The organism is Streptococcus suis (assembly GCF_029616525.1).
In the GTDB taxonomy this organism is placed as follows: Bacteria; Bacillota; Bacilli; order Lactobacillales; family Streptococcaceae; genus Streptococcus; species Streptococcus suis_AF.
Window position 1 is genome coordinate 51,288 of the sequence record NZ_JANFME010000002.1, and the last position, 17,829, is coordinate 69,116.

The 17,829-nt window shown below is 40.4% G+C and carries 16 protein-coding genes; 8 read left to right on the top strand and 8 right to left on the bottom strand.

Features of this window, described 5'->3' with window-relative positions; genetic code table 11:
* Positions 1 to 60 precede the first annotated feature (60 nt).
* The 7 genes from NOL38_RS01145 to NOL38_RS01175 all read right to left on the bottom strand — a co-directional run bounded on the left by NOL38_RS01145 (position 61) and on the right by NOL38_RS01175 (position 7,018).
* A complete protein-coding gene (locus NOL38_RS01145; protein ID WP_277941130.1) occupies positions 61 to 918 on the bottom strand; it encodes a MetQ/NlpA family ABC transporter substrate-binding protein in 858 nt (285 codons plus the stop codon).
* A 142-nt stretch (positions 919 to 1,060) separates the two neighbouring features.
* Positions 1,061 to 1,750: a gamma-glutamyl-gamma-aminobutyrate hydrolase family protein gene (locus NOL38_RS01150; RefSeq protein WP_029751737.1), complete on the bottom strand. Its 690-nt coding sequence runs from the start codon at positions 1,748 to 1,750 to the stop codon at positions 1,061 to 1,063.
* A gap of 84 nt (positions 1,751 to 1,834) precedes the next feature.
* On the bottom strand, positions 1,835 to 2,716 hold the full coding sequence (locus tag NOL38_RS01155; protein ID WP_277941131.1) for an ATP-binding cassette domain-containing protein: 882 nt from the start codon (positions 2,714 to 2,716) through the stop codon (positions 1,835 to 1,837).
* Positions 2,709 to 3,569: an ABC transporter ATP-binding protein gene (locus tag NOL38_RS01160; RefSeq protein WP_172048295.1), complete on the bottom strand. Its 861-nt coding sequence runs from the start codon at positions 3,567 to 3,569 to the stop codon at positions 2,709 to 2,711. The genes NOL38_RS01155 and NOL38_RS01160 overlap by 8 nt, the downstream gene beginning before the upstream one ends.
* Complete coding sequence (locus tag NOL38_RS01165) at positions 3,569 to 4,399, bottom strand: ABC transporter permease (RefSeq protein WP_425244226.1); 831 nt, start codon at positions 4,397 to 4,399, stop codon at positions 3,569 to 3,571. Before NOL38_RS01165 ends, NOL38_RS01160 begins: the two co-directional genes overlap by 1 nt.
* Positions 4,396 to 5,358: an ABC transporter permease gene (locus NOL38_RS01170; RefSeq protein WP_053864229.1), complete on the bottom strand. Its 963-nt coding sequence runs from the start codon at positions 5,356 to 5,358 to the stop codon at positions 4,396 to 4,398. Before NOL38_RS01170 ends, NOL38_RS01165 begins: the two co-directional genes overlap by 4 nt.
* An 88-nt stretch (positions 5,359 to 5,446) precedes the next feature.
* Positions 5,447 to 7,018 (bottom strand): ABC transporter substrate-binding protein, encoded by a 1,572-nt coding sequence (locus NOL38_RS01175; protein ID WP_277941132.1) that lies wholly within the window; start codon positions 7,016 to 7,018, stop codon positions 5,447 to 5,449.
* Between the two features lie 292 nt (positions 7,019 to 7,310).
* Between NOL38_RS01175 and metE the strand changes: the two genes are divergently transcribed.
* Both metE and metF read left to right on the top strand, forming a co-directional pair.
* Entirely contained in the window at positions 7,311 to 9,560 is a 2,250-nt protein-coding gene (gene metE, locus NOL38_RS01180; protein WP_277941133.1) for a 5-methyltetrahydropteroyltriglutamate--homocysteine S-methyltransferase, read from the top strand.
* A gap of 3 nt (positions 9,561 to 9,563) precedes the next feature.
* Positions 9,564 to 10,424 carry a methylenetetrahydrofolate reductase [NAD(P)H] gene (gene metF, locus NOL38_RS01185; RefSeq protein WP_277941134.1) on the top strand — a complete coding sequence of 287 codons (861 nt, stop codon included), beginning with the start codon at positions 9,564 to 9,566 and terminating at the stop codon, positions 10,422 to 10,424.
* Positions 10,425 to 10,772: 348 nt separating this feature from the next.
* On the opposite strand, the gene NOL38_RS01190 is transcribed toward metF, so the two are convergent.
* A complete protein-coding gene (locus tag NOL38_RS01190; RefSeq protein WP_277941135.1) occupies positions 10,773 to 12,233 on the bottom strand; it encodes an NCS2 family permease in 1,461 nt (486 codons plus the stop codon).
* Positions 12,234 to 12,579: 346 nt separating this feature from the next.
* Between NOL38_RS01190 and NOL38_RS01195 the strand changes: the two genes are divergently transcribed.
* The 6 genes from NOL38_RS01195 (at position 12,580) to NOL38_RS01220 (ending at position 17,601) form a co-directional block, all read left to right on the top strand.
* A complete protein-coding gene (locus NOL38_RS01195) occupies positions 12,580 to 13,392 on the top strand; it encodes a Cof-type HAD-IIB family hydrolase (RefSeq protein ID WP_277941136.1) in 813 nt (270 codons plus the stop codon).
* A 221-nt stretch (positions 13,393 to 13,613) separates the two neighbouring features.
* The gene (locus tag NOL38_RS01200; RefSeq protein WP_105095584.1) at positions 13,614 to 14,606 is read left to right on the top strand and encodes a mannose/fructose/sorbose PTS transporter subunit IIA; all 993 of its coding nucleotides are present in this window, start codon (positions 13,614 to 13,616) and stop codon (positions 14,604 to 14,606) included.
* A 31-nt stretch (positions 14,607 to 14,637) separates the two neighbouring features.
* A complete protein-coding gene (locus tag NOL38_RS01205; protein WP_277941137.1) occupies positions 14,638 to 15,450 on the top strand; it encodes a PTS mannose/fructose/sorbose transporter subunit IIC in 813 nt (270 codons plus the stop codon).
* A 17-nt stretch (positions 15,451 to 15,467) separates the two neighbouring features.
* A complete protein-coding gene (locus NOL38_RS01210; protein ID WP_277941138.1) occupies positions 15,468 to 16,379 on the top strand; it encodes a PTS system mannose/fructose/sorbose family transporter subunit IID in 912 nt (303 codons plus the stop codon).
* Between the two features lie 59 nt (positions 16,380 to 16,438).
* On the top strand, positions 16,439 to 16,798 hold the full coding sequence (locus NOL38_RS01215; RefSeq protein WP_277941139.1) for a DUF956 family protein: 360 nt from the start codon (positions 16,439 to 16,441) through the stop codon (positions 16,796 to 16,798).
* A gap of 266 nt (positions 16,799 to 17,064) precedes the next feature.
* A complete protein-coding gene (locus tag NOL38_RS01220; protein WP_029694287.1) occupies positions 17,065 to 17,601 on the top strand; it encodes a DUF6609 family protein in 537 nt (178 codons plus the stop codon).
* Positions 17,602 to 17,829 lie beyond the last annotated feature (228 nt).

Consider the following 17,829-nt stretch of genomic DNA (forward strand, 5'->3'; position numbering starts at 1 on the left):
TCTCTATAAAAACAGATAGAGGGCTGAACAATTCTGCCCAGTCCTCAACCTATTTACATTTTACCAAACTGGCTCATCCATACCGTCTGAAGTCTCTTCAATAACTTTTTTCACTTCATCCGTGTGGTAGGCTTCGATAATTTTCTTAATCGCTGCTGCTTGCTCTGATTTTTCCCAATCGCTACGAGCTGCAATCAAGTTGTACCACTGTTTTGAATTTTCATCTTTTTGCTCTTTGTAAAGGGCATTTTTGTAATCCAAACCAGCTTCCAACACAAATGTGTTGTTTACAACTGCTGCATCAACTGAGCTAAGTGAGCTTGCTGTTTGGCTTGCATCCAACTCAGTGATTTTCAAGTTTTTCTTGTTTTCAGTAATATCAGCAATAGTTGCCAATTCTGTACCAGATACACCAACCTTGATCAAACCAGCTGCTTGAAGAAGGTAAAGAGCACGACTTTCGTTTGTTGGGTCGTTTGGAACCGCAATTTCTGCACCATCTGGAATTTCTTCCACTTTAGTGTACTTGTTTTTTCCATCAGCTGTACCTGAGTAAAGACGGATTGGTGCGATATAAGTATCCGCAATAGCAACCAAGTCTTCACCATTTTCTTGATTCCAGTTATTCAAGAAGTTGTAGTGTTGGAAAGCATTGATGTCTACTTCATTTTCAGCAACTGCCTTGTTTGGCTGTGAGTAATCTGTAAATTGAGTGAATTCCAACTTCACTTCGTCCCCAAGAATTTCTTGAACTTTATCCCAACGGGCTTGCTCAGAATCGCTCAAGCTCATCACACCCACACGAACAGTTGTTGCTGAAGAATCAGATGAAGAGCTTGAAGAAGAGTTCCCACATGCAGCAAGTACACCTACTGATAAAACAGCTGTTGCCAAACTAAACAATTTTTTTAATTTCATAAAATGATCTCCTTAAATTAGAACTGTATCTATCTTAACACAGAATTTTCTTTCTGACTAATTGACTTTTTTTATAGAAAGTTATAACTTTTCGTTATAACAAATACCTTTGCAATTATAAGTATTGAGAGGGATACCCCTCTTAAAATATATCTACTAAATACTGAAATAGGTCTCGATGTTGCTTACAATCATTGTACAAAAATTCTGGATGCCATTGGATACCAAACAAAGCTTGGTTACCTCTACTTTCATAAGCTTCTATCGTACCATCTCTAGGATCCAAACCTGTAGCCACCAGTCCTGGAGCCAATTCTTTGATTCGTTGCTGATGGAAGGAATTAATAGGGCTCCCTTGGGCAAACAGTTGACCGATTCGGCTTTTAGGTTTCACTTGTAAACGATGGGATGTCCCCGCAATACCTTCTTGCCAATGATGAGCCACCTCTTGTTCCAAGCTTCCGCCTAGAGCAACATTCAGCAACTGCATCCCTCGGCAGACTGCAAAAATGGGCTTCCCTTGACGAAGGGCTTCCTCAATCAAAGCCAGTTCAAATTCATCCCGTTCCAAGAGGTAATCATTACTATCAATCAAGCGCTCTTGCCCGTATAGACTTGGGTCTACATGCTGACCGCCTGATAAAATCAACTTATCAATCATGTTGATATAGTCCTTGGCTAAGTCAGGAGTTCCCATAGGAATAACCATTGGTACACCACCTGCCTGACGCACACCATCTGCCAATTCACTCGCAACGGTTACATAAGTTCTACCAGATTTAGTTGGAAATTCTTGCTCGTTTCCTGAAATTCCAATGATAACTTTTCCCATAAAAAGCCCCTTTCTTTCATTTTTTCAATTGTAGCATGGCTACCTAGCCCTGTCTAATATAGAAGTTTTATGGGCTGATAAAAATTATTTATCAGTTGCCTTTAGTACAAAATGTTCCTTGTCTACCTGTGACCATTTACCTGTCGTTACAAAATCCTTTATAAGCCCAGTTTGGGATAGGTTTTGCAACTGAGCACGTGCCTCCTGTGGATCAAGGCTCAGATTGGATTGCAAGAGGTAACGAGTATAGGGATGTTGGGGATTTTGGAAAATATCCTGTGCTGGTCCAATTTCAACCAAGCATCCCTTGTACATGACCGCAATACGATCTGCGAATTGGTGCACCAAGTTTAGATCATGAGAAATGAAGAGATAGGTCAGTCCTAAATCCTCTTGCAACTGGTTCAACAAATCCAGTATGGTCGCCTGAATCGACACATCAAGGGCCGAGGTCGGTTCATCACACACGATAAATTGGGGATGTGAAACAACTGCTCGAGCGATGCCAATTCGCTGGCGTTGACCACCACTAAAAGATTTAGGGCGTTTGTGTACAGCATCCCCTTCTATGCCCACCCGTTTCAACATAGCCAAGGCCCTCTCTTCCGCCTCTTTCTTTGGGAGTGAATAAAGCGGCTCTTTGACTAACTCCAAGGCTGATAAATAGGGATTGAGTGAAGAATAGGGATCCTGGTAAATAACCTGCAGGGCCTGATTATTTATATCTTCTGCCGTCAAACCCGGAAAATCAACTCGTCCTTGACTAGCACTTTCCAGTCCTAAGACAATTTTAGAAAGTGTTGACTTGCCACTGCCTGATTCACCAACCAGACCAAGTGTCTCACCTTTATAAATAGACACATTTACACCGGTCAAAGCATCAACACGTTGCTCTTGCCCAAACCAATTCTTCTTAGAGTAAGTTTTGCTCACATCCGAAACCTGTACTAGAACTTCCTTATCCATTCTTCTCCTCCTTTCTAACCCAATGTCCTGGACTAACTTGAATCAACTGACTATCTTCGGAGTCGGCTAAAACCGCTCCAAGACTGGCTTCCAAACGAGCTGCTCTTAATAATGATTGGGTATATGCGTGTAAGGGTTGTGAAAAGATAGAATCAACCGTTCCGTGTTCCACAACCAATCCATTCCTCATGACATAAACCAAGTCGCAGATTCCAGCAATAACACTGAAATCATGACTCACTATCACAACGGTCAACCCCAACTGTTCCTGTAATTCTTTGAGCAAGGCCAAGATTTGAGCCTGAATGGTTACATCTAATGCAGTTGTTGGCTCGTCTGCGATTAACAAATCCGGCTTGGTCAACAAGGCCATGGCAATCATGATCCTTTGACGCATACCTCCTGAAAATTCAAAAGGAAACTGTTTGAGACGCAGTTCTGGATGTTCAATTCCCACCTTTTCCAACATTTCATGGATAGTTCTGTCCCGTTCTTCCTTAGTCAATTTGGGTTGAAAACGTCTTAGAACTTCCTGTAAATGATAACCTACTGTCCGCAAGGGATTAAGAGAGGTCATTGGATCTTGAAAAATCATCGACAAGGAAAGTAGCTTTGGATTTACAACTTGCTGACCATTCATCTCAAATCGATCATAGCTTGCTTCCAAACCTTTTGGTAAAATCCCCATCAGAGACTTCATCGACAAACTCTTACCCGAACCAGATTCTCCAACAATTCCAACAATTTTTCCTTGCGGAATGGAGAGATCAATCCCTTTGACGAGAATGGTTTGTGCTTTCCTTTTTTGATTGACAATGGTGAGGTTACTTATTTCGACTAGCTGTTTTGACATTAGTAGACCTCTCTTTCAAGGCAATCCCGTATCAGATCACCAATATTGTTAAATGAATAAATGGTCAATAGGATAAAAAGTCCAGGCAATATTGCCATATGAGGAGCACTCTGCAAGGTAGACTGGGCATTTTGCAAGAGACTTCCCCAGGATGCTAGAGGTTGTTGAATCCCCATTCCTAAGAAGCTGAGAGCTGATTCCGTCATAATAGCTGAGGAAATACTAGTTGAAGCGGTCACAATTAAAGTTGGAAGGATTGCAGGAAAGATATGCCTCCAGACAATCACTGGTTTCTTTAAACCAATAAAGGCAGCATACCCAACATAATCCGCCACTTTAGCTTTCAATGTTTCAGCACGCAACATCCGAGCAATGCTCATCCAAGAAAAACCACCTATAACAATGATAATCGTAGTCAATCCTGGTTTCAGAAAGACACTGAGGACGATAACTAAAACCAACCAAGGTATGGATGATAGGACATCGACAAACCGCATAATAGCATTATCCCATTTTCCTCCAAGATAGCCTGCTGTAATACCAACAAGACTTCCAATCGTAACAGAAGCAGTCATTGCCAATAAACCAACCAGGAGTGAAATGCGACCACCATAAATCACTCGAATGAAGTAATCACGGCCCACCTGATCTGTACCAAACCAATGCTCTGCACTAGGCCCCTGGTTCATCTGGCTAACGTCGGTCACATTTGGATCTATCGGTATCAGTGGTGCGATCAAGGATAGAAATAGTAGAAAAAGAATGAATAAAATCGAGAATAAATAGAGTGGCGAACTCTTTACAGTCTCCTTAAATTGCTTCAAAATCATTGACCTTCTCCTCCTTTCCAAATACGCGGATCCACCACAGCATAGAGAATATCTGATAAGAGATTCCCTAGAATAACTAAGGTAGCTGACAAGAGCATAACTGCCATTATAACCGGATAATCTAAGCTCTTTGTAGCTGAAGTCAAATAGGGACCAACTCCCGGCCATGCAAAAATAGTCTCTGTGATAATAGCACCTGTTACCAGCATCGGCAAGGCCATCCCAATTTGAGTCACAATAGGAATCAAAACATTGCGGGCCACATGTTTCCCAAATATCTCGAATCGACTGGCTTTGAAAGCCTCTTGAACGGTTACATAATCTTTTTCAACCTCTACAATCGCTGAGGCTCGGATAAACCGAATCAATTCTGGTAGGAATGCCATAGTCAAGGTCACATAGGGTAAAGTAAAATGCGCTAGAAAATCAAGAAGGTTTCCTTCTTTTCCCAAGGTATACATACCAATAAATGGGAAAACCTGCCATTTATATCCAAAAAAGTAAATTAAAATCATGGCAAACCAGAAGGTCGGGACTGCAATTCCTACAGAAGCAAAGGCATCAATAAACTTGTCCACCCATTTCCCCCTTTGGGATGCCGCAAGCAAACCCAGAATAATCGCTAGGATTAGGGCCGTCACATATGCAGGCAAGACCAATGAAATAGTGTTGGGAATTTTTTCAGCCAAATCAACTCCAATCGAGTGTTGAGTCATTAGTGAAAAACCTAAATCTCCTGTCAGTAACCCCTTAAGCCAGACAGCGTATTGAACAAGGAACGGTTGATCCAAACCATATTTTACCTTTAATAAATCAATTTGTTCTTGACTCATATTTGGCGTTGTCATCGAATCTATGACATCAAACGGTGCCAATTGAATCAAAGAAAAGACAATAAAAGAAATCAGCAGCAAGAGAGGAATTGCCTGCAAGATTCTTTTGATAATATATCGAAACATATATCCTCCAAAAACACGAAAAAGAGGGGAGGAGTTTCAGCTTTTGCCACTCCTTCTCCTCTTTGCTGGTCATACCAGCATGCAAAGACTATTCAATTGTTAACTTCGACGGATCTTCAAATGTATAAATTGGAATCAAACCCGCTTCTTCTACATTTTTCACACGGTTGTTCACCGCCAACACTTTCTTGTTATCTACGATTGGGTAAATAGCAGCTTGGTCAGCCAGTGTCGCTTGCAAATCATCATAGATTTGTTCGCGTTTTGTTTGATCCAATTCAACAGCTCCTTGTTCAAAGAGGCTATCTACCTCACTTGACGCTAATTTGAAGTAGTTTGAAGCTCCACCTGTTTTGAATAGGCGGGCATATTGATCTGGGTCATTTCCCATGATATAACCACCCAAGAAGAGGTCATAAGCAGTTGAACCTTCTTTTTTCAACTCTGTAAAGAGTGCTGTAGAGTCCCCACCTGCCAATTCAACTGTCACACCTATAGCTGACAATTGTTGTTGAATTAAGGTAGCTTGTAAGGTTTGAGCCGCATCAGAACCTGTATAACCAAGATTTAAAGTCAAATTGCTAACACCTGCTTCAGATAAGAGTTGTTTTGCTTTTTCCAGATTCTGCTCATATTTCTCAACATCTTCGGTCACATATGGATTGGCAACAGGTAAGAATGAATATGGCGTTTCATAGTATTTCTTATCAAGATAGGCCGCTTGGTTAAACTCCTCTTTATTCAACGCATAAAGTAAGGCTTGACGAACTCTCACATCTTTCAATTCTTCAGTCGAAGTATTGAGACCAAGGTAACCAACACGGTTTTCACTATAGGCATAGGTCGTTATGGTATCCGTACTCAAATCTTGAATATCAGAAGGAAGGACAAATGCCGCATCCACTTCACCAGTTTGTAAGGCTACTTTAGTCGTATCAGCACTTTCAATAATCCGCAAGACAAGGTTATCAATTTCAGCCTCTCCCTTGTAGTAGTACTCATTAGCAGCAAGTTTGATATATTCACCATGCTTGTATTCTACAAGCTTGTACGGACCTGTTCCGACAGGTGTCGCTGTCAATTGGCTTGCTGAGAAGTCTGCCTCATCCTTGAAAACGTGTTGTGGAATAATGTAAGTTTCCGTAACAATATTGTCCAAGGCTGGTGCAGAAACAGCTGGAAGAACGAATTTGACCGTGTAATCATCCAACTTTTCAAGCTTAACTGGTTGGTCATTTATATAAAGACCGTCTGAACCACCGTTTTCCTTTTTAATTTTTTGTTCATAAGTAAAGATGACATCATCAGCATTGAAACTTTCCCCATCAGACCACTTGACATCTTGACGGAGTTTAACGGTGATACTTAGACCATCTTCGGCAACTTCATAGGAATCTGCCAATTCATTTACATAAGTACCATCTGCTTCAACACGAATAAGTGGAGAGTAAATAAAGTTAGTTAAGGTCAAACCCCAACGATCACTAGTATTGATTGGGTTTGTCGAACTAGGATCTCCATTAATTGCATAAGTAAAAGTTTCCGTATCGGCAACTGAGTTTGAGCTTGATGATGCAGTTGATGAACCGCTACTAGCACAAGCTGCCAAGGTTAGTACTGCTACTGTAGATAATAAGCCTGTTAGCCACTTCTTCTTCATAACACTTCCTCCAATTTCAAAAAGTAGTACTAGTCTATCAAGGATTTAAAATTTTGACAAATATATAATATTTATCAACACATTAAGAAAAACTATAGCGATACTATCTACTCTGTATTATGAAGTGTTGAAAAAGAAAATAGTTGTATTATATAGTAAGCATTCTAAACACAAGATCCAAACTAAGATTGTTATAACTAAAAACTATAACAACATCTAATTTTTTACAATTATACAAGTGGTATTTTTTCTGTTAGGATAAGAGCATAGAAATATTTTTGGAGGAAATCCCATGACAACAACGATTATCGGCTTCCCACGTATCGGAGAACACCGTGAGTTAAAATTTATCACTGAAAAATACTTTAGAAATGAAATTCCACAAGAAGAACTCTTGACCGCAGCTAAAGACTTGCGTGCCAAGCACTGGAATATTGTTAAAGAAGCAGGCATTACTGAAATCCCAAGCAACGACTTCTCCCACTATGACAATGTTTTGGATGCAGCTGTTCTCTTCAACATCGTACCTAAAGCAGTACAGAACCTTGATTTGACTGACCTTGAAAAATACTTCGCTCTTGCACGTGGTTATCAAGGAGAAAAAGGGGACGTTCGTGCTAGACCCATGAAAAAATGGTTCAACACCAACTACCACTATATCGTTCCAGCTATTGAAAAAGATACAGAAATCAAACTAGCCGGTCATAAGATTTTCGATGAATTCCAAGAAGCAAAGAACTTAGGTATCACAACTCGTCCAGTTTTGATTGGTCCATTCACACTCTTACAATTAACTGATTTTGAAGAAGGTTTAACTGCTACTAATTTCGCTGATAGCTTAGTTGCAGCCTACGGACAAGTCTTTGAGAAATTGGCAGAACTTGGCGCTGAAAAAATCCAGTTAGACGAGCCTAGCTTGGTCAAGGACTTGACTGCAGAAGAAAAAGCCCTCTTCCTTAACATCTATCAAACACTCTTGGCAGATAAAAAAGGCTTGCAAGTCCTTATCCAAACCTACTTCGGTGATGTTCGTGATATTTACACTGAATTGACAAACCTACCAGTCGATGCCATCGGTCTTGACTTTGTAGAAGGTAAGGAAACTGCTGCACTTGTTGCGACAGGCTTCCCAGCTGACAAGACCCTCTACGCTGGTATCGTCAACGGTAAAAATATCTGGCGCAACAATTATGAAAAGAGCCTGGCTGTTTTGAATGCTATTCCAGCTGAAAATGTCGTGATAACAACTTCTTGTTCCCTTCTTCATGTACCTTTCACAACAGCAAATGAAGAATTTGAACCAGCTATCCTCAACCACTTTGCCTTTGCAGTTGAAAAACTGAGCGAATTGCGTGATTTGGATGCCATCCGTAACGGTCAAGGCGAAGTTGCTCTCACAGCTAACAAGGAACTCTTTGCCCTTGAACGTGTTGGTCGTGATGCAGCCCTTGCAGACCGTCTTGCAGGACTGACAGACTCAGACTATACACGCCTACCAGTCTTTGCAGAGCGTGAAGCCATTCAACGCGAGAAGCTAAACTTACCACTTCTTCCAACAACCACTATTGGTTCCTTCCCTCAAACCAAAGAAATTCGCAGCACACGCTTGGCCTTCCGCAAAGGAAACATCTCAGAAGAAGAATACGATGCATTTGTCCAAGCTCAAACAGATGAGTGGATCGCATGGCAGGAAGAAGTTGACTTCGATGTCTTAGTTCACGGTGAATTTGAACGTAACGACATGGTAGAATACTTCGGTGAAAACCTTTCTGGTTATCTCTTCAGTAAGAACGGATGGGTCCAATCATATGGTATGCGTGGGGTAAAACCACCAATCATCTGGGGGGATGTGACGCGCTTGAACCCAATCACTGTTAAATGGTCAAGCTATGCACAAAGCCGTACAAACAAACCAGTTAAAGGTATGTTGACAGGGCCAGTAACCATCCTCAACTGGTCATTCCCTCGTGAAGATATTTCTATTAAAGAATCAACTCTTCAAATCGCCCTTGCTATCAAGGAAGAAGTTCTTGACCTTGAAGCAGCGGGTATCAAGATCATCCAAATCGACGAAGCAGCCCTTCGTGAAAAACTACCACTCCGTCGTAGCGACTGGTACAGCGAGTATCTTGATTGGGCAATCCCTGCCTTCCGTTTGGTACACTCAACTGTTGCACCAGATACACAAATTCACACTCACATGTGCTATAGCGAATTTACTGACATCATTCCTGCCATCGACAATATGGATGCGGACGTTATCTCCTTTGAAGCCAGCCGTTCAAATCTTGTTATCCTAGATGAACTCAAGGCTAAAAACTTCCAAACTCAGGTAGGTCCTGGTGTCTATGACATCCACTCTCCACGTGTCCCTGCCGTTGATGAAATTGCACACACCATTCAAGCCATCCTTGCTAAAGTACCGAAAGAAAAAGTTTGGATTAACCCAGACTGCGGACTCAAGACTCGTGGCGAATCAGAAACAAAAGCTAGCCTTATCCACTTGACTCAAGCAGCTAAGGCAGCCAGAAAGGAACTCTAATTTATGATTGGTCAAACCCCAAGTCTCTCATTTGAAATTTTTCCTCCAAAACCAGAAGTAGGCAATGAAAAGATTATCCAAACTCTCGATGAGATGCAAGGTTTGGCCCCTCATTTTATCAGTGTTACATGCAGCAATAACAATTTGAACGTAGAAGAGACGACTGTCAAGTTGGCTAACCATGTTCGCAATGAATTGCATATTCCAACTATCGCACATTTGCCAGCTGCTTACTTGACAAAAGAAAAGGTCCGATCCGTTCTTCATTCTCTCGATGAAATTGGTGTGCATCAGATTTTAGCACTTCGTGGCGATATTATTGAAGGTCTTCCCCCTAAAGAGGACTTCCAATATGCAACTGACTTGATTTCCTTTATCAAGGAAGAAGCCCCTCATTTTGACATTATTGGAGCCTGTTATCCAGAAGTACATCCAGAATCACCAAATTCTGTCTCAGACATCAAAAATTTGAAAAAGAAAGTTGATGCCGGTTGCTCAACCTTGGTAACTCAACTCTTCTTCGATAACGAAGCTTTTTATAACTTTCAGGAGAAATGTTCTCTAGCAGACATCGAAGTGCCTATTATCGCAGGTATTATGCCTATCATCAACAGGAATCAGGCACTTCGACTCTTGAAAACCTGTAAGAATATCCGCCTCCCTCGTAAATTCAAGGCCATCTTGGAAAAATACGAGCACAATCCTGAATCTCTTCGGGCAGCAGGTCTGGCCTATGCTGTAGATCAGATTGTCGATTTGGTAACCAATGATGTCGCAGGTGTTCATCTTTATACCATGAACAATGCCGAAACGGCCCGCACCATCCATCAAGCAACTCATTCGCTATTCAAACATTATAGTTAGAAAACTCCCCTGAGCCCAAGCTCAGGGGAGTTTTCTATACCCTGTGACTCCCAAAGACCACATGATAAATTTTTCACCCCATCATGACATTAATCCAGCAGATGTCTAGGTATGTGACATCTTGCTTACAATAACGAACAGCCATTTAAAATACAGTCACAAGGAGTAAAAATGGCACTAAGAGGAGACAGAGAAGCGACGAAATAAAAAAATAAACTCCATCCGTTTTCAATTTACAATATTCAATACAGCATTATGCTGAATAAATCACATTGACTCCCATATATTTTAATCGTAAATAAAAAAACTGACCTTCAAATGAAGATCAGTTCAAGGATAATAAACAGATTACAAGATGGCTAGAATGATGAAATTCAGAATAAATAGAGCTGTGGCACCCCAAAGGATTGGATGAATTTCTTTAGCCTTACCAGTCGAAACTTTCACCAAGCAATAGAAGATAAAGGCTGCTGCAATACCGTAAGAGATAGAGAAGCAGAGGGCCATGAAGAAGGCTGCAAAGAAAGCTGGCAAAGCATCTTCAAATTGACTCCAGTCAACATCAAGGAATGATGAAACCATCATGACACCGACGATAATCAAGGCTGGAGCTGTTGCAGCATTTGGCACAATTCCAATGAATGGTAAAATCAAAATTGATAGTAAGAAGAGAACGGCAGTTGTAACAGCTGTCAGACCAGTACGACCACCCGCTGAGATACCTGCAGCCGATTCAACATATGTCGTTGTATTTGACGTACCAAACAGAGCACCAATTGAGGTACCGATAGCATCTGCAAAAAGCGCCTTGTCCATCTTAGAGTTAAATCCAGTACCATTTTCAAGAGCTTTCTCATCATCTTCTGAGAAAATACCAGTCTTACGACCTGTACCGATAAAGGTACCAAGTGTGTCAAAGGTATCTGACAAGCTGAAGGCAAAGATAGTCATCAAAACAAGTGGAAGACGGCTTGAATCAGCAAAGAGAGAAGACAAACCACCGAAGGCTGCTAGGAAAGTTGTACCCAATTCTGCAAAGGCAGTTCCAATATTGTTATTAGCCAAGTCAATTGTAGAAAGGTCTACAACACCTGCTGGAATACCTGCCAAGGTTGTCGCAAGGATACCAATCAAAATCGCACCACGCACATTTTTAATGACCAAGACCGCTGTCAAGAGAAGACCGAAAACAGTCAAGAGAACACTTGGATCAGTAAAGGTTGAAATACTAGGTACGACACCACCACCAGCAAAAACTGAGAAGACCCCATTTGCGAAAGTATCTGCTGTAGCATCTGCAGGAGCAACTCCGTTAACAGTAATAATATCTGAACCAGATGTCAAGAAGGTGATTAAATTAGAGTTTTTAAAACCAAGATAGGCAACGAATACACCGATACCACCACCGATGGCATGTTGCAAACTAACTGGAATTGCCTTGATAATACTCTTACGAACCTTTGTAACCGTGATAAAAACGTTAAACAAACCGCAAAGGAAAACCATTGCCAAGGCTTCCTGCCAAGTAAAACCAAGACCAATAACCACTGTATAGGTAAAGAAGGCATTCAACCCCATACCTGGTGCCAAGGCGTAAGGTACGTTAGCAAATAATCCCATAACAAGCGTTGATACAGCACTGGCAATTATTGTAGCCAAGAAAACAGCCTGTGTTGGCATTCCAGCAACACTTAACACACTAGGGTTAACAAACAAGATATAGGACATAGCAAAGAAAGTCGTAAGTCCTGCCATGATTTCTGTAGAAACAGTCGTTCCATGTTCTTTCAATTTAAAAAATTGATCCATATTTTTCATTTCTCCTTTTAATTTACGAACGATAAAAACATTATAACCAAAAAATATTCTAATTTCAAGTTTTTAAATCTTGAAAACGTTATTTTATTGATTTTCAACTTTAAACATTCGTAAATCCCGAATATTACAAACTTGTAAAAAAATCCATACAAAATTACTTGCTTCTTTGCTTTTATTATCTCCTTTTGTTATACTGGAAGTTATTAGTTCAAGATATGGCTACCTACAAGTACTATTCTTTAACACATAAAATAATTTCTCAGCAATCTAGCTACTAGCTAAACATTATTCACTATTAAAACTAGTATAACAACTCTAGAAAGGAATGCTATTAAATATGAAGAAAAAAATCATAGCTATCGATTTGGACGGCACATTGCTCAATAATGATAGCCAATTATCTGATTATACCATCTCAACTATAAAGAAGGTCCGCCAAGCAGGACACACCGTTCTTATCGCCACAGGTCGCCCCTATCGAATGGCTGAAAAATTTTACCAACAACTAGAACTGGATACTCCCATGATTAATTTCAACGGTTCTTTAGTTCACATCCCTGGAAAGAAATGGCAATGGGAACAAAATATTTTAATCGACAAAAAATACCTACTCGAATTTCTAAAAGAAGAAGAAACATTCGAGGCAGATTTTATTGCTGGTGAATACAAGAATAAATTCTACATCACTCAAAAGAACTTAGATAAGATTGATCCTGCTCTAATGGGGGTTGAACAGATTACTCCAGATACACTCATCAAACCTGAATTAATCAATAGTGATCCTCATTCCATCCTTATGCAGACTCGTGCAACTGATAAGTATGAACTTGCAAAAGAAATGAATGCCTATTTCAAAGATGAGTTAGAAATCAATACGTGGGGCGGACCATTAAATATCCTCGAAACTTGTGCAAAAGGTGTCAATAAGGCAACCGCTCTGAGCTATGTTCTTAACCTCTACCAAGCCACTCCTAGCGACTTAATTGCCTTCGGAGATGAGCACAACGATGTTGAGATGCTAGACCTAGCAGGAACAGCCTATGCCATGAAAAATTGTAGCGATACACTTCGTCCACATGCCGACAGATTGACAGCATTTGCTAATTTTGAAGATGGTGTCGCACGTGAACTAGAAAACCTATTTTTATAGACATCAAAAAACCTGATAAACTATCAGGTTTTTGTCATATTTGTTGCATATTTTTATCACTTTTCTGAAACATGATTATGAAAAGTTTCGGAAATATTTTGCACTTTTAACATAATTCCTCTTGACAAATGCACTGAAAACGTTTTATAATGTTACAGTTCGAACATGAAAGCCCATTCAATGGTTTTTACATGAACAAGAAAAATTTAGGAGGATCAATAATGAGTATTGGAATCATTATTGCAAGTCATGGCGAATTTGCTGCTGGTATTCATCAGTCAGGTTCAATGATCTTTGGCGAACAAGAAAAAGTACAAGTTGTTACTTTTATGCCAAGTGAAGGTCCAGATGATTTATACGCTAAGCTAAATGCTGCCGTGGACGCATTCGATACCGATGATGAAGTTTTGGTTTTGGCTGACCTTTGGAGTGGTTCACCATTCAACCAAGCAAGCCGTGTAGCTGGTGAAAATCCAGATCGTAAGTTTGCTATCATCACCGGTCTAAACTTGCCAATGCTTATCCAAGCTTACACAGAGCGTATGATTAACGCTGCTGCTGGCGTGGAAGAAGTTGCGGCAAACATTATCAAGGAAGCCAAAGATGGTATCAAAGTTCTTCCAGAAGAACTTCAACCAGCTGAAGCTGCTCCTGTTGCCGATGCTGCTCCTGTTGCACTACAAGGTGCTATCCCTCCAGGTACTGTTATCGGTGATGGCAAGTTGAAAATCAACTTAGCCCGTATCGACACTCGTCTCTTGCACGGTCAAGTGGCGACTGGTTGGACTCCTGCTTCCAAAGCAGATCGTATCATCGTTGCATCAGATACAGTTGCCAAAGATGAATTGCGCAAACAACTCATCAAACAAGCTGCACCTGGTAACGTAAAAGCGAACGTTGTCCCAATCAAGAAATTGATTGAGGTTTCTAAAGACCCTCGATTCGGTAACACACACGCCTTGATTCTTTTCGAAACTCCTCAAGAAGCTCTTGAAGCAATTGAAGGTGGTGTTGAAATCAAAGAATTGAACGTTGGTTCTATGGCTCACTCAACTGGTAAAACAATGGTTAACAACGTATTGTCAATGGACAAAGATGACGTTGCAACCTTTGAAAAATTGCGTGACCTTGGCGTTGAATTTGATGTGCGTAAAGTACCAAACGATTCGAAGAAAGACTTGTTTGAACTTATCAACAAGGCAAACGTTCAATAAATCGATCTGTTAGTATAGAAAGGATTACAACATGTCAGATATTACACTTATTTCTGCAATTCTCGTTGTCATCGTTGCCTTCTTCGCTGGTCTTGAAGGTATCCTTGACGAATTCCAATTCCATCAACCATTGGTAGCTTGTACCCTTATCGGTCTTGTGACTGGTAACTTGGCTGCAGGTGTTATGCTTGGTGGTTCTCTACAAATGATTGCACTTGGTTGGGCAAACATCGGTGCAGCTGTTGCTCCTGACGCTGCTCTTGCTTCTGTAGCTGCTGCAATCATCATGATCAAAGGTGGCGACTTCTCAACTGAAGGTATTGCCGTTGCAACAACAACTGCTATTCCTCTTGCCGTAGCTGGTCTTTTCCTTACAATGATCGTTCGTACTATCTCAGTCGGTCTTGTACACGGTGCTGACAATGCTGCTAAAGAGGCAAACTTCGCTGCTGTAGAACGTTACCACTTGTTTGCTCTTCTCCTTCAAGGTTTGCGCATCGCAGTTCCTGCAGCTCTTCTTCTTGCAATTCCTGCAGAAGCTGTTCAAGCAGTTCTTGAATCTATGCCAGCTTGGTTGTCAGGTGGTATGGCCGTTGGTGGTGGTATGGTTGTTGCCGTAGGTTACGCTATGGTTATCAACATGATGGCAACTCGTGAAGTATGGCCATTCTTCGCACTTGGTTTTGCCTTCGCTGCTATCAGCCAATTGACACTTATCGCACTTGGTGTTATCGGTGTTGCAATCGCGCTTATCTACCTCAACTTGTCAAAACAAGGCGGATCAGGTAACGGTGGTAACGCTGGTTCAAATGACCCAATCGGCGACATCCTTGAAGACTACTAAAAGAAGGGAGATTCATCATGTCAGAAAAAATTCAACTTTCCGTAAGCGATCGTAAAAAAGTTTGGTGGCGTTCAACCTTCCTTCAAGGTTCATGGAACTATGAGCGTATGCAAAACTTAGGTTGGGCATACGCAATGATCCCAGCTATCAAAAAACTTTACACTAAAAAAGAAGATCAAGCTGCTGCTCTTGAGCGCCACTTGGAATTCTTCAACACACACCCATACGTTGCTTCACCAATCCTTGGTGTAACTCTTGCCCTTGAAGAAGAGCGTGCTAATGGTGCTGAAATCGATGACACAGCTATCCAAGGTGTGAAAATCGGTATGATGGGACCTCTTGCTGGTATCGGTGACCCAGTCTTCTGGTTTACTGTTCGTCCAATCCTTGGTGCTCTTGGTGCTTCACTTGCACTATCTGGAAATATCATGGGACCAATCATCTTCTTCCTTGGCTGGAACATCATTCGTATGGCCTTCCTATGGTATACACAAGAATTTGGTTACAAGGCTGGTAGCGAAATCACTAAAGACATGTCTGGTGGTATCCTTCAAGACATCACTAAAGGTGCTTCAATTCTTGGTATGTTCATCCTTGCCGTTCTTGTTCAACGTTGGGTATCTATTACTTTCGCTGTAAATCTTCCTGCTAAACAATTGTCAGAAGGTGCTTACATCGTCTTCCCAGAAGGTACTGTTACTGGTGCTGAGTTGAAAGGTATTCTTGGTCAAGCTCTTAGCGGACTTAGCCTTGAACCAACTCAAGCTCAAACATTACAAGGTCAGTTGGACAGCTTGATTCCTGGTTTGATGGGACTTCTCCTTACTTTCCTCTGCATGCACTTGCTTAAGAAGAAAGTAACACCAATCACAATGATTATCGGTCTCTTCATTGTAGGTATTCTTGCTCGTTTCTTCGGAATTATGTAATCAAGGACCCCGCTCTTGCGGGGTTTTATGTTATAATGAACATCTAGGAAAGGAACACTATGGCACAATCACAAAATACAAGCGTTGAACTACAAACTACAGGGGTTTCCTACATGGGATTTGGCGGCAAGGTTGGTAAATTTCTAATTGGTGACAAGGCACTTGAATTCTACCCAGATAGCAACGTTGAACGCTATATCCAGATTCCCTGGTCAGAAATGACTAGCATTGGCGCTAACGTTTCTGGAAAAGCGATTAGCCGTCATTTTGAAATTTATACAGAGAAAAGTCGATTCTTGTTTGCATCTAAAGATTCTGGTAAGATTCTTAGAATTGCCCGTGAGCATATCGGCAACGAAAAAGTTGTGAAATTACCGACTCTTATGCAAACAATTGGCAGAACTATATTTAAAATTTGATTTTATTCGTGGTTTGGAATACACTATTGTTAATGAGTGCAGCTGTAAAGTTTTTTACGGAGAGATTATGATGGAATATTTATCAATAAAGCAAACATCAGAAAAATGGGTATTATAGTTAGAAGAATACAGGTTCTTTGCGCGGATGGACGTATACCTGGTGACACAAAGTTTGGCTCATATTGGGCTATTCCTGTAGACACTGAGAAACTATAGTGGGATTTATTTTTAAACAAAGAGAAATTAGAAATCTTAAGGAGGTATTTATGTTTTCTTTAAATTATAATAAAGATGAAAAGTTGGAATTTAATTATAAGAGAGCCTGTGGTTTATGGTTAATTGTAGTAGCGGTGATTATTTCATTGGCAACTTTAATAGGAGGAAAACAAATCATCAATATGCAAGTATTTTGCATTGGATATGTTATCAGTTTTTTCTCAATAAATATGAATAAAAAAGTGTTGAATAAACTATCCAACGGTTCGTCGAGTAAATTTCAAGATAAAGTTTCTCTGTATGCGATTATTTTATTATTCGTGTTAATGGTTTTCTTAGGTGGACCTTTTTTTGCAACTGAGAATTGGCGATTAATTTGGCTGGGTGCATTAATGGCAACAGCTTTGCATTTTTTTCCATATTATTTTGTGCATGGAAAATCAATGATATATTTGGGGATTATTTGTACTATAAATATTGCTGTAGCTTATATTTTTACTGATATTTCATTGGTGTTAGTTGCATATATTGATGCAGCAATCAAGTTCGTATTTGGAGTGTATTTACTATTTTTTTCAAAACCATAAAAACATAGATAACTCTCAGTTTGTCTAGGTACTACTTTTTGACGATAAACTCCATTTTGGACCTATGCGGAGTTTCAGACATTTATCAAATCATTTGACTTACATGATTTCAAATCTATTTGCCAAAAAATAAAAAATCAAGTATAATAGTAGAAACGGATAAGTAGCTTCTAGCTCCTTTCAGAAAGTCTGCGGTCGCTGTGAGCAGATAGGAAAAAGTTGTGAAAT

Coding starts and splice junctions, on each gene's coding strand:
- NOL38_RS01145 (WP_277941130.1), bottom strand. CDS start 918: ATGAAATTAAAAAAATTGTTTAGTTTGGCAACAGCTGTTTTATCAGTA.
- NOL38_RS01150 (WP_029751737.1), bottom strand. CDS start 1,750: ATGGGAAAAGTTATCATTGGAATTTCAGGAAACGAGCAAGAATTTCCA.
- NOL38_RS01155 (WP_277941131.1), bottom strand. CDS start 2,716: ATGGATAAGGAAGTTCTAGTACAGGTTTCGGATGTGAGCAAAACTTAC.
- NOL38_RS01160 (WP_172048295.1), bottom strand. CDS start 3,569: ATGTCAAAACAGCTAGTCGAAATAAGTAACCTCACCATTGTCAATCAA.
- NOL38_RS01165 (WP_425244226.1), bottom strand. CDS start 4,399: ATGATTTTGAAGCAATTTAAGGAGACTGTAAAGAGTTCGCCACTCTAT.
- NOL38_RS01170 (WP_053864229.1), bottom strand. CDS start 5,358: ATGTTTCGATATATTATCAAAAGAATCTTGCAGGCAATTCCTCTCTTG.
- NOL38_RS01175 (WP_277941132.1), bottom strand. CDS start 7,018: ATGAAGAAGAAGTGGCTAACAGGCTTATTATCTACAGTAGCAGTACTA.
- metE (WP_277941133.1), top strand. CDS start 7,311: ATGACAACAACGATTATCGGCTTCCCACGTATCGGAGAACACCGTGAG.
- metF (WP_277941134.1), top strand. CDS start 9,564: ATGATTGGTCAAACCCCAAGTCTCTCATTTGAAATTTTTCCTCCAAAA.
- NOL38_RS01190 (WP_277941135.1), bottom strand. CDS start 12,233: ATGGATCAATTTTTTAAATTGAAAGAACATGGAACGACTGTTTCTACA.
- NOL38_RS01195 (WP_277941136.1), top strand. CDS start 12,580: ATGAAGAAAAAAATCATAGCTATCGATTTGGACGGCACATTGCTCAAT.
- NOL38_RS01200 (WP_105095584.1), top strand. CDS start 13,614: ATGAGTATTGGAATCATTATTGCAAGTCATGGCGAATTTGCTGCTGGT.
- NOL38_RS01205 (WP_277941137.1), top strand. CDS start 14,638: ATGTCAGATATTACACTTATTTCTGCAATTCTCGTTGTCATCGTTGCC.
- NOL38_RS01210 (WP_277941138.1), top strand. CDS start 15,468: ATGTCAGAAAAAATTCAACTTTCCGTAAGCGATCGTAAAAAAGTTTGG.
- NOL38_RS01215 (WP_277941139.1), top strand. CDS start 16,439: ATGGCACAATCACAAAATACAAGCGTTGAACTACAAACTACAGGGGTT.
- NOL38_RS01220 (WP_029694287.1), top strand. CDS start 17,065: ATGTTTTCTTTAAATTATAATAAAGATGAAAAGTTGGAATTTAATTAT.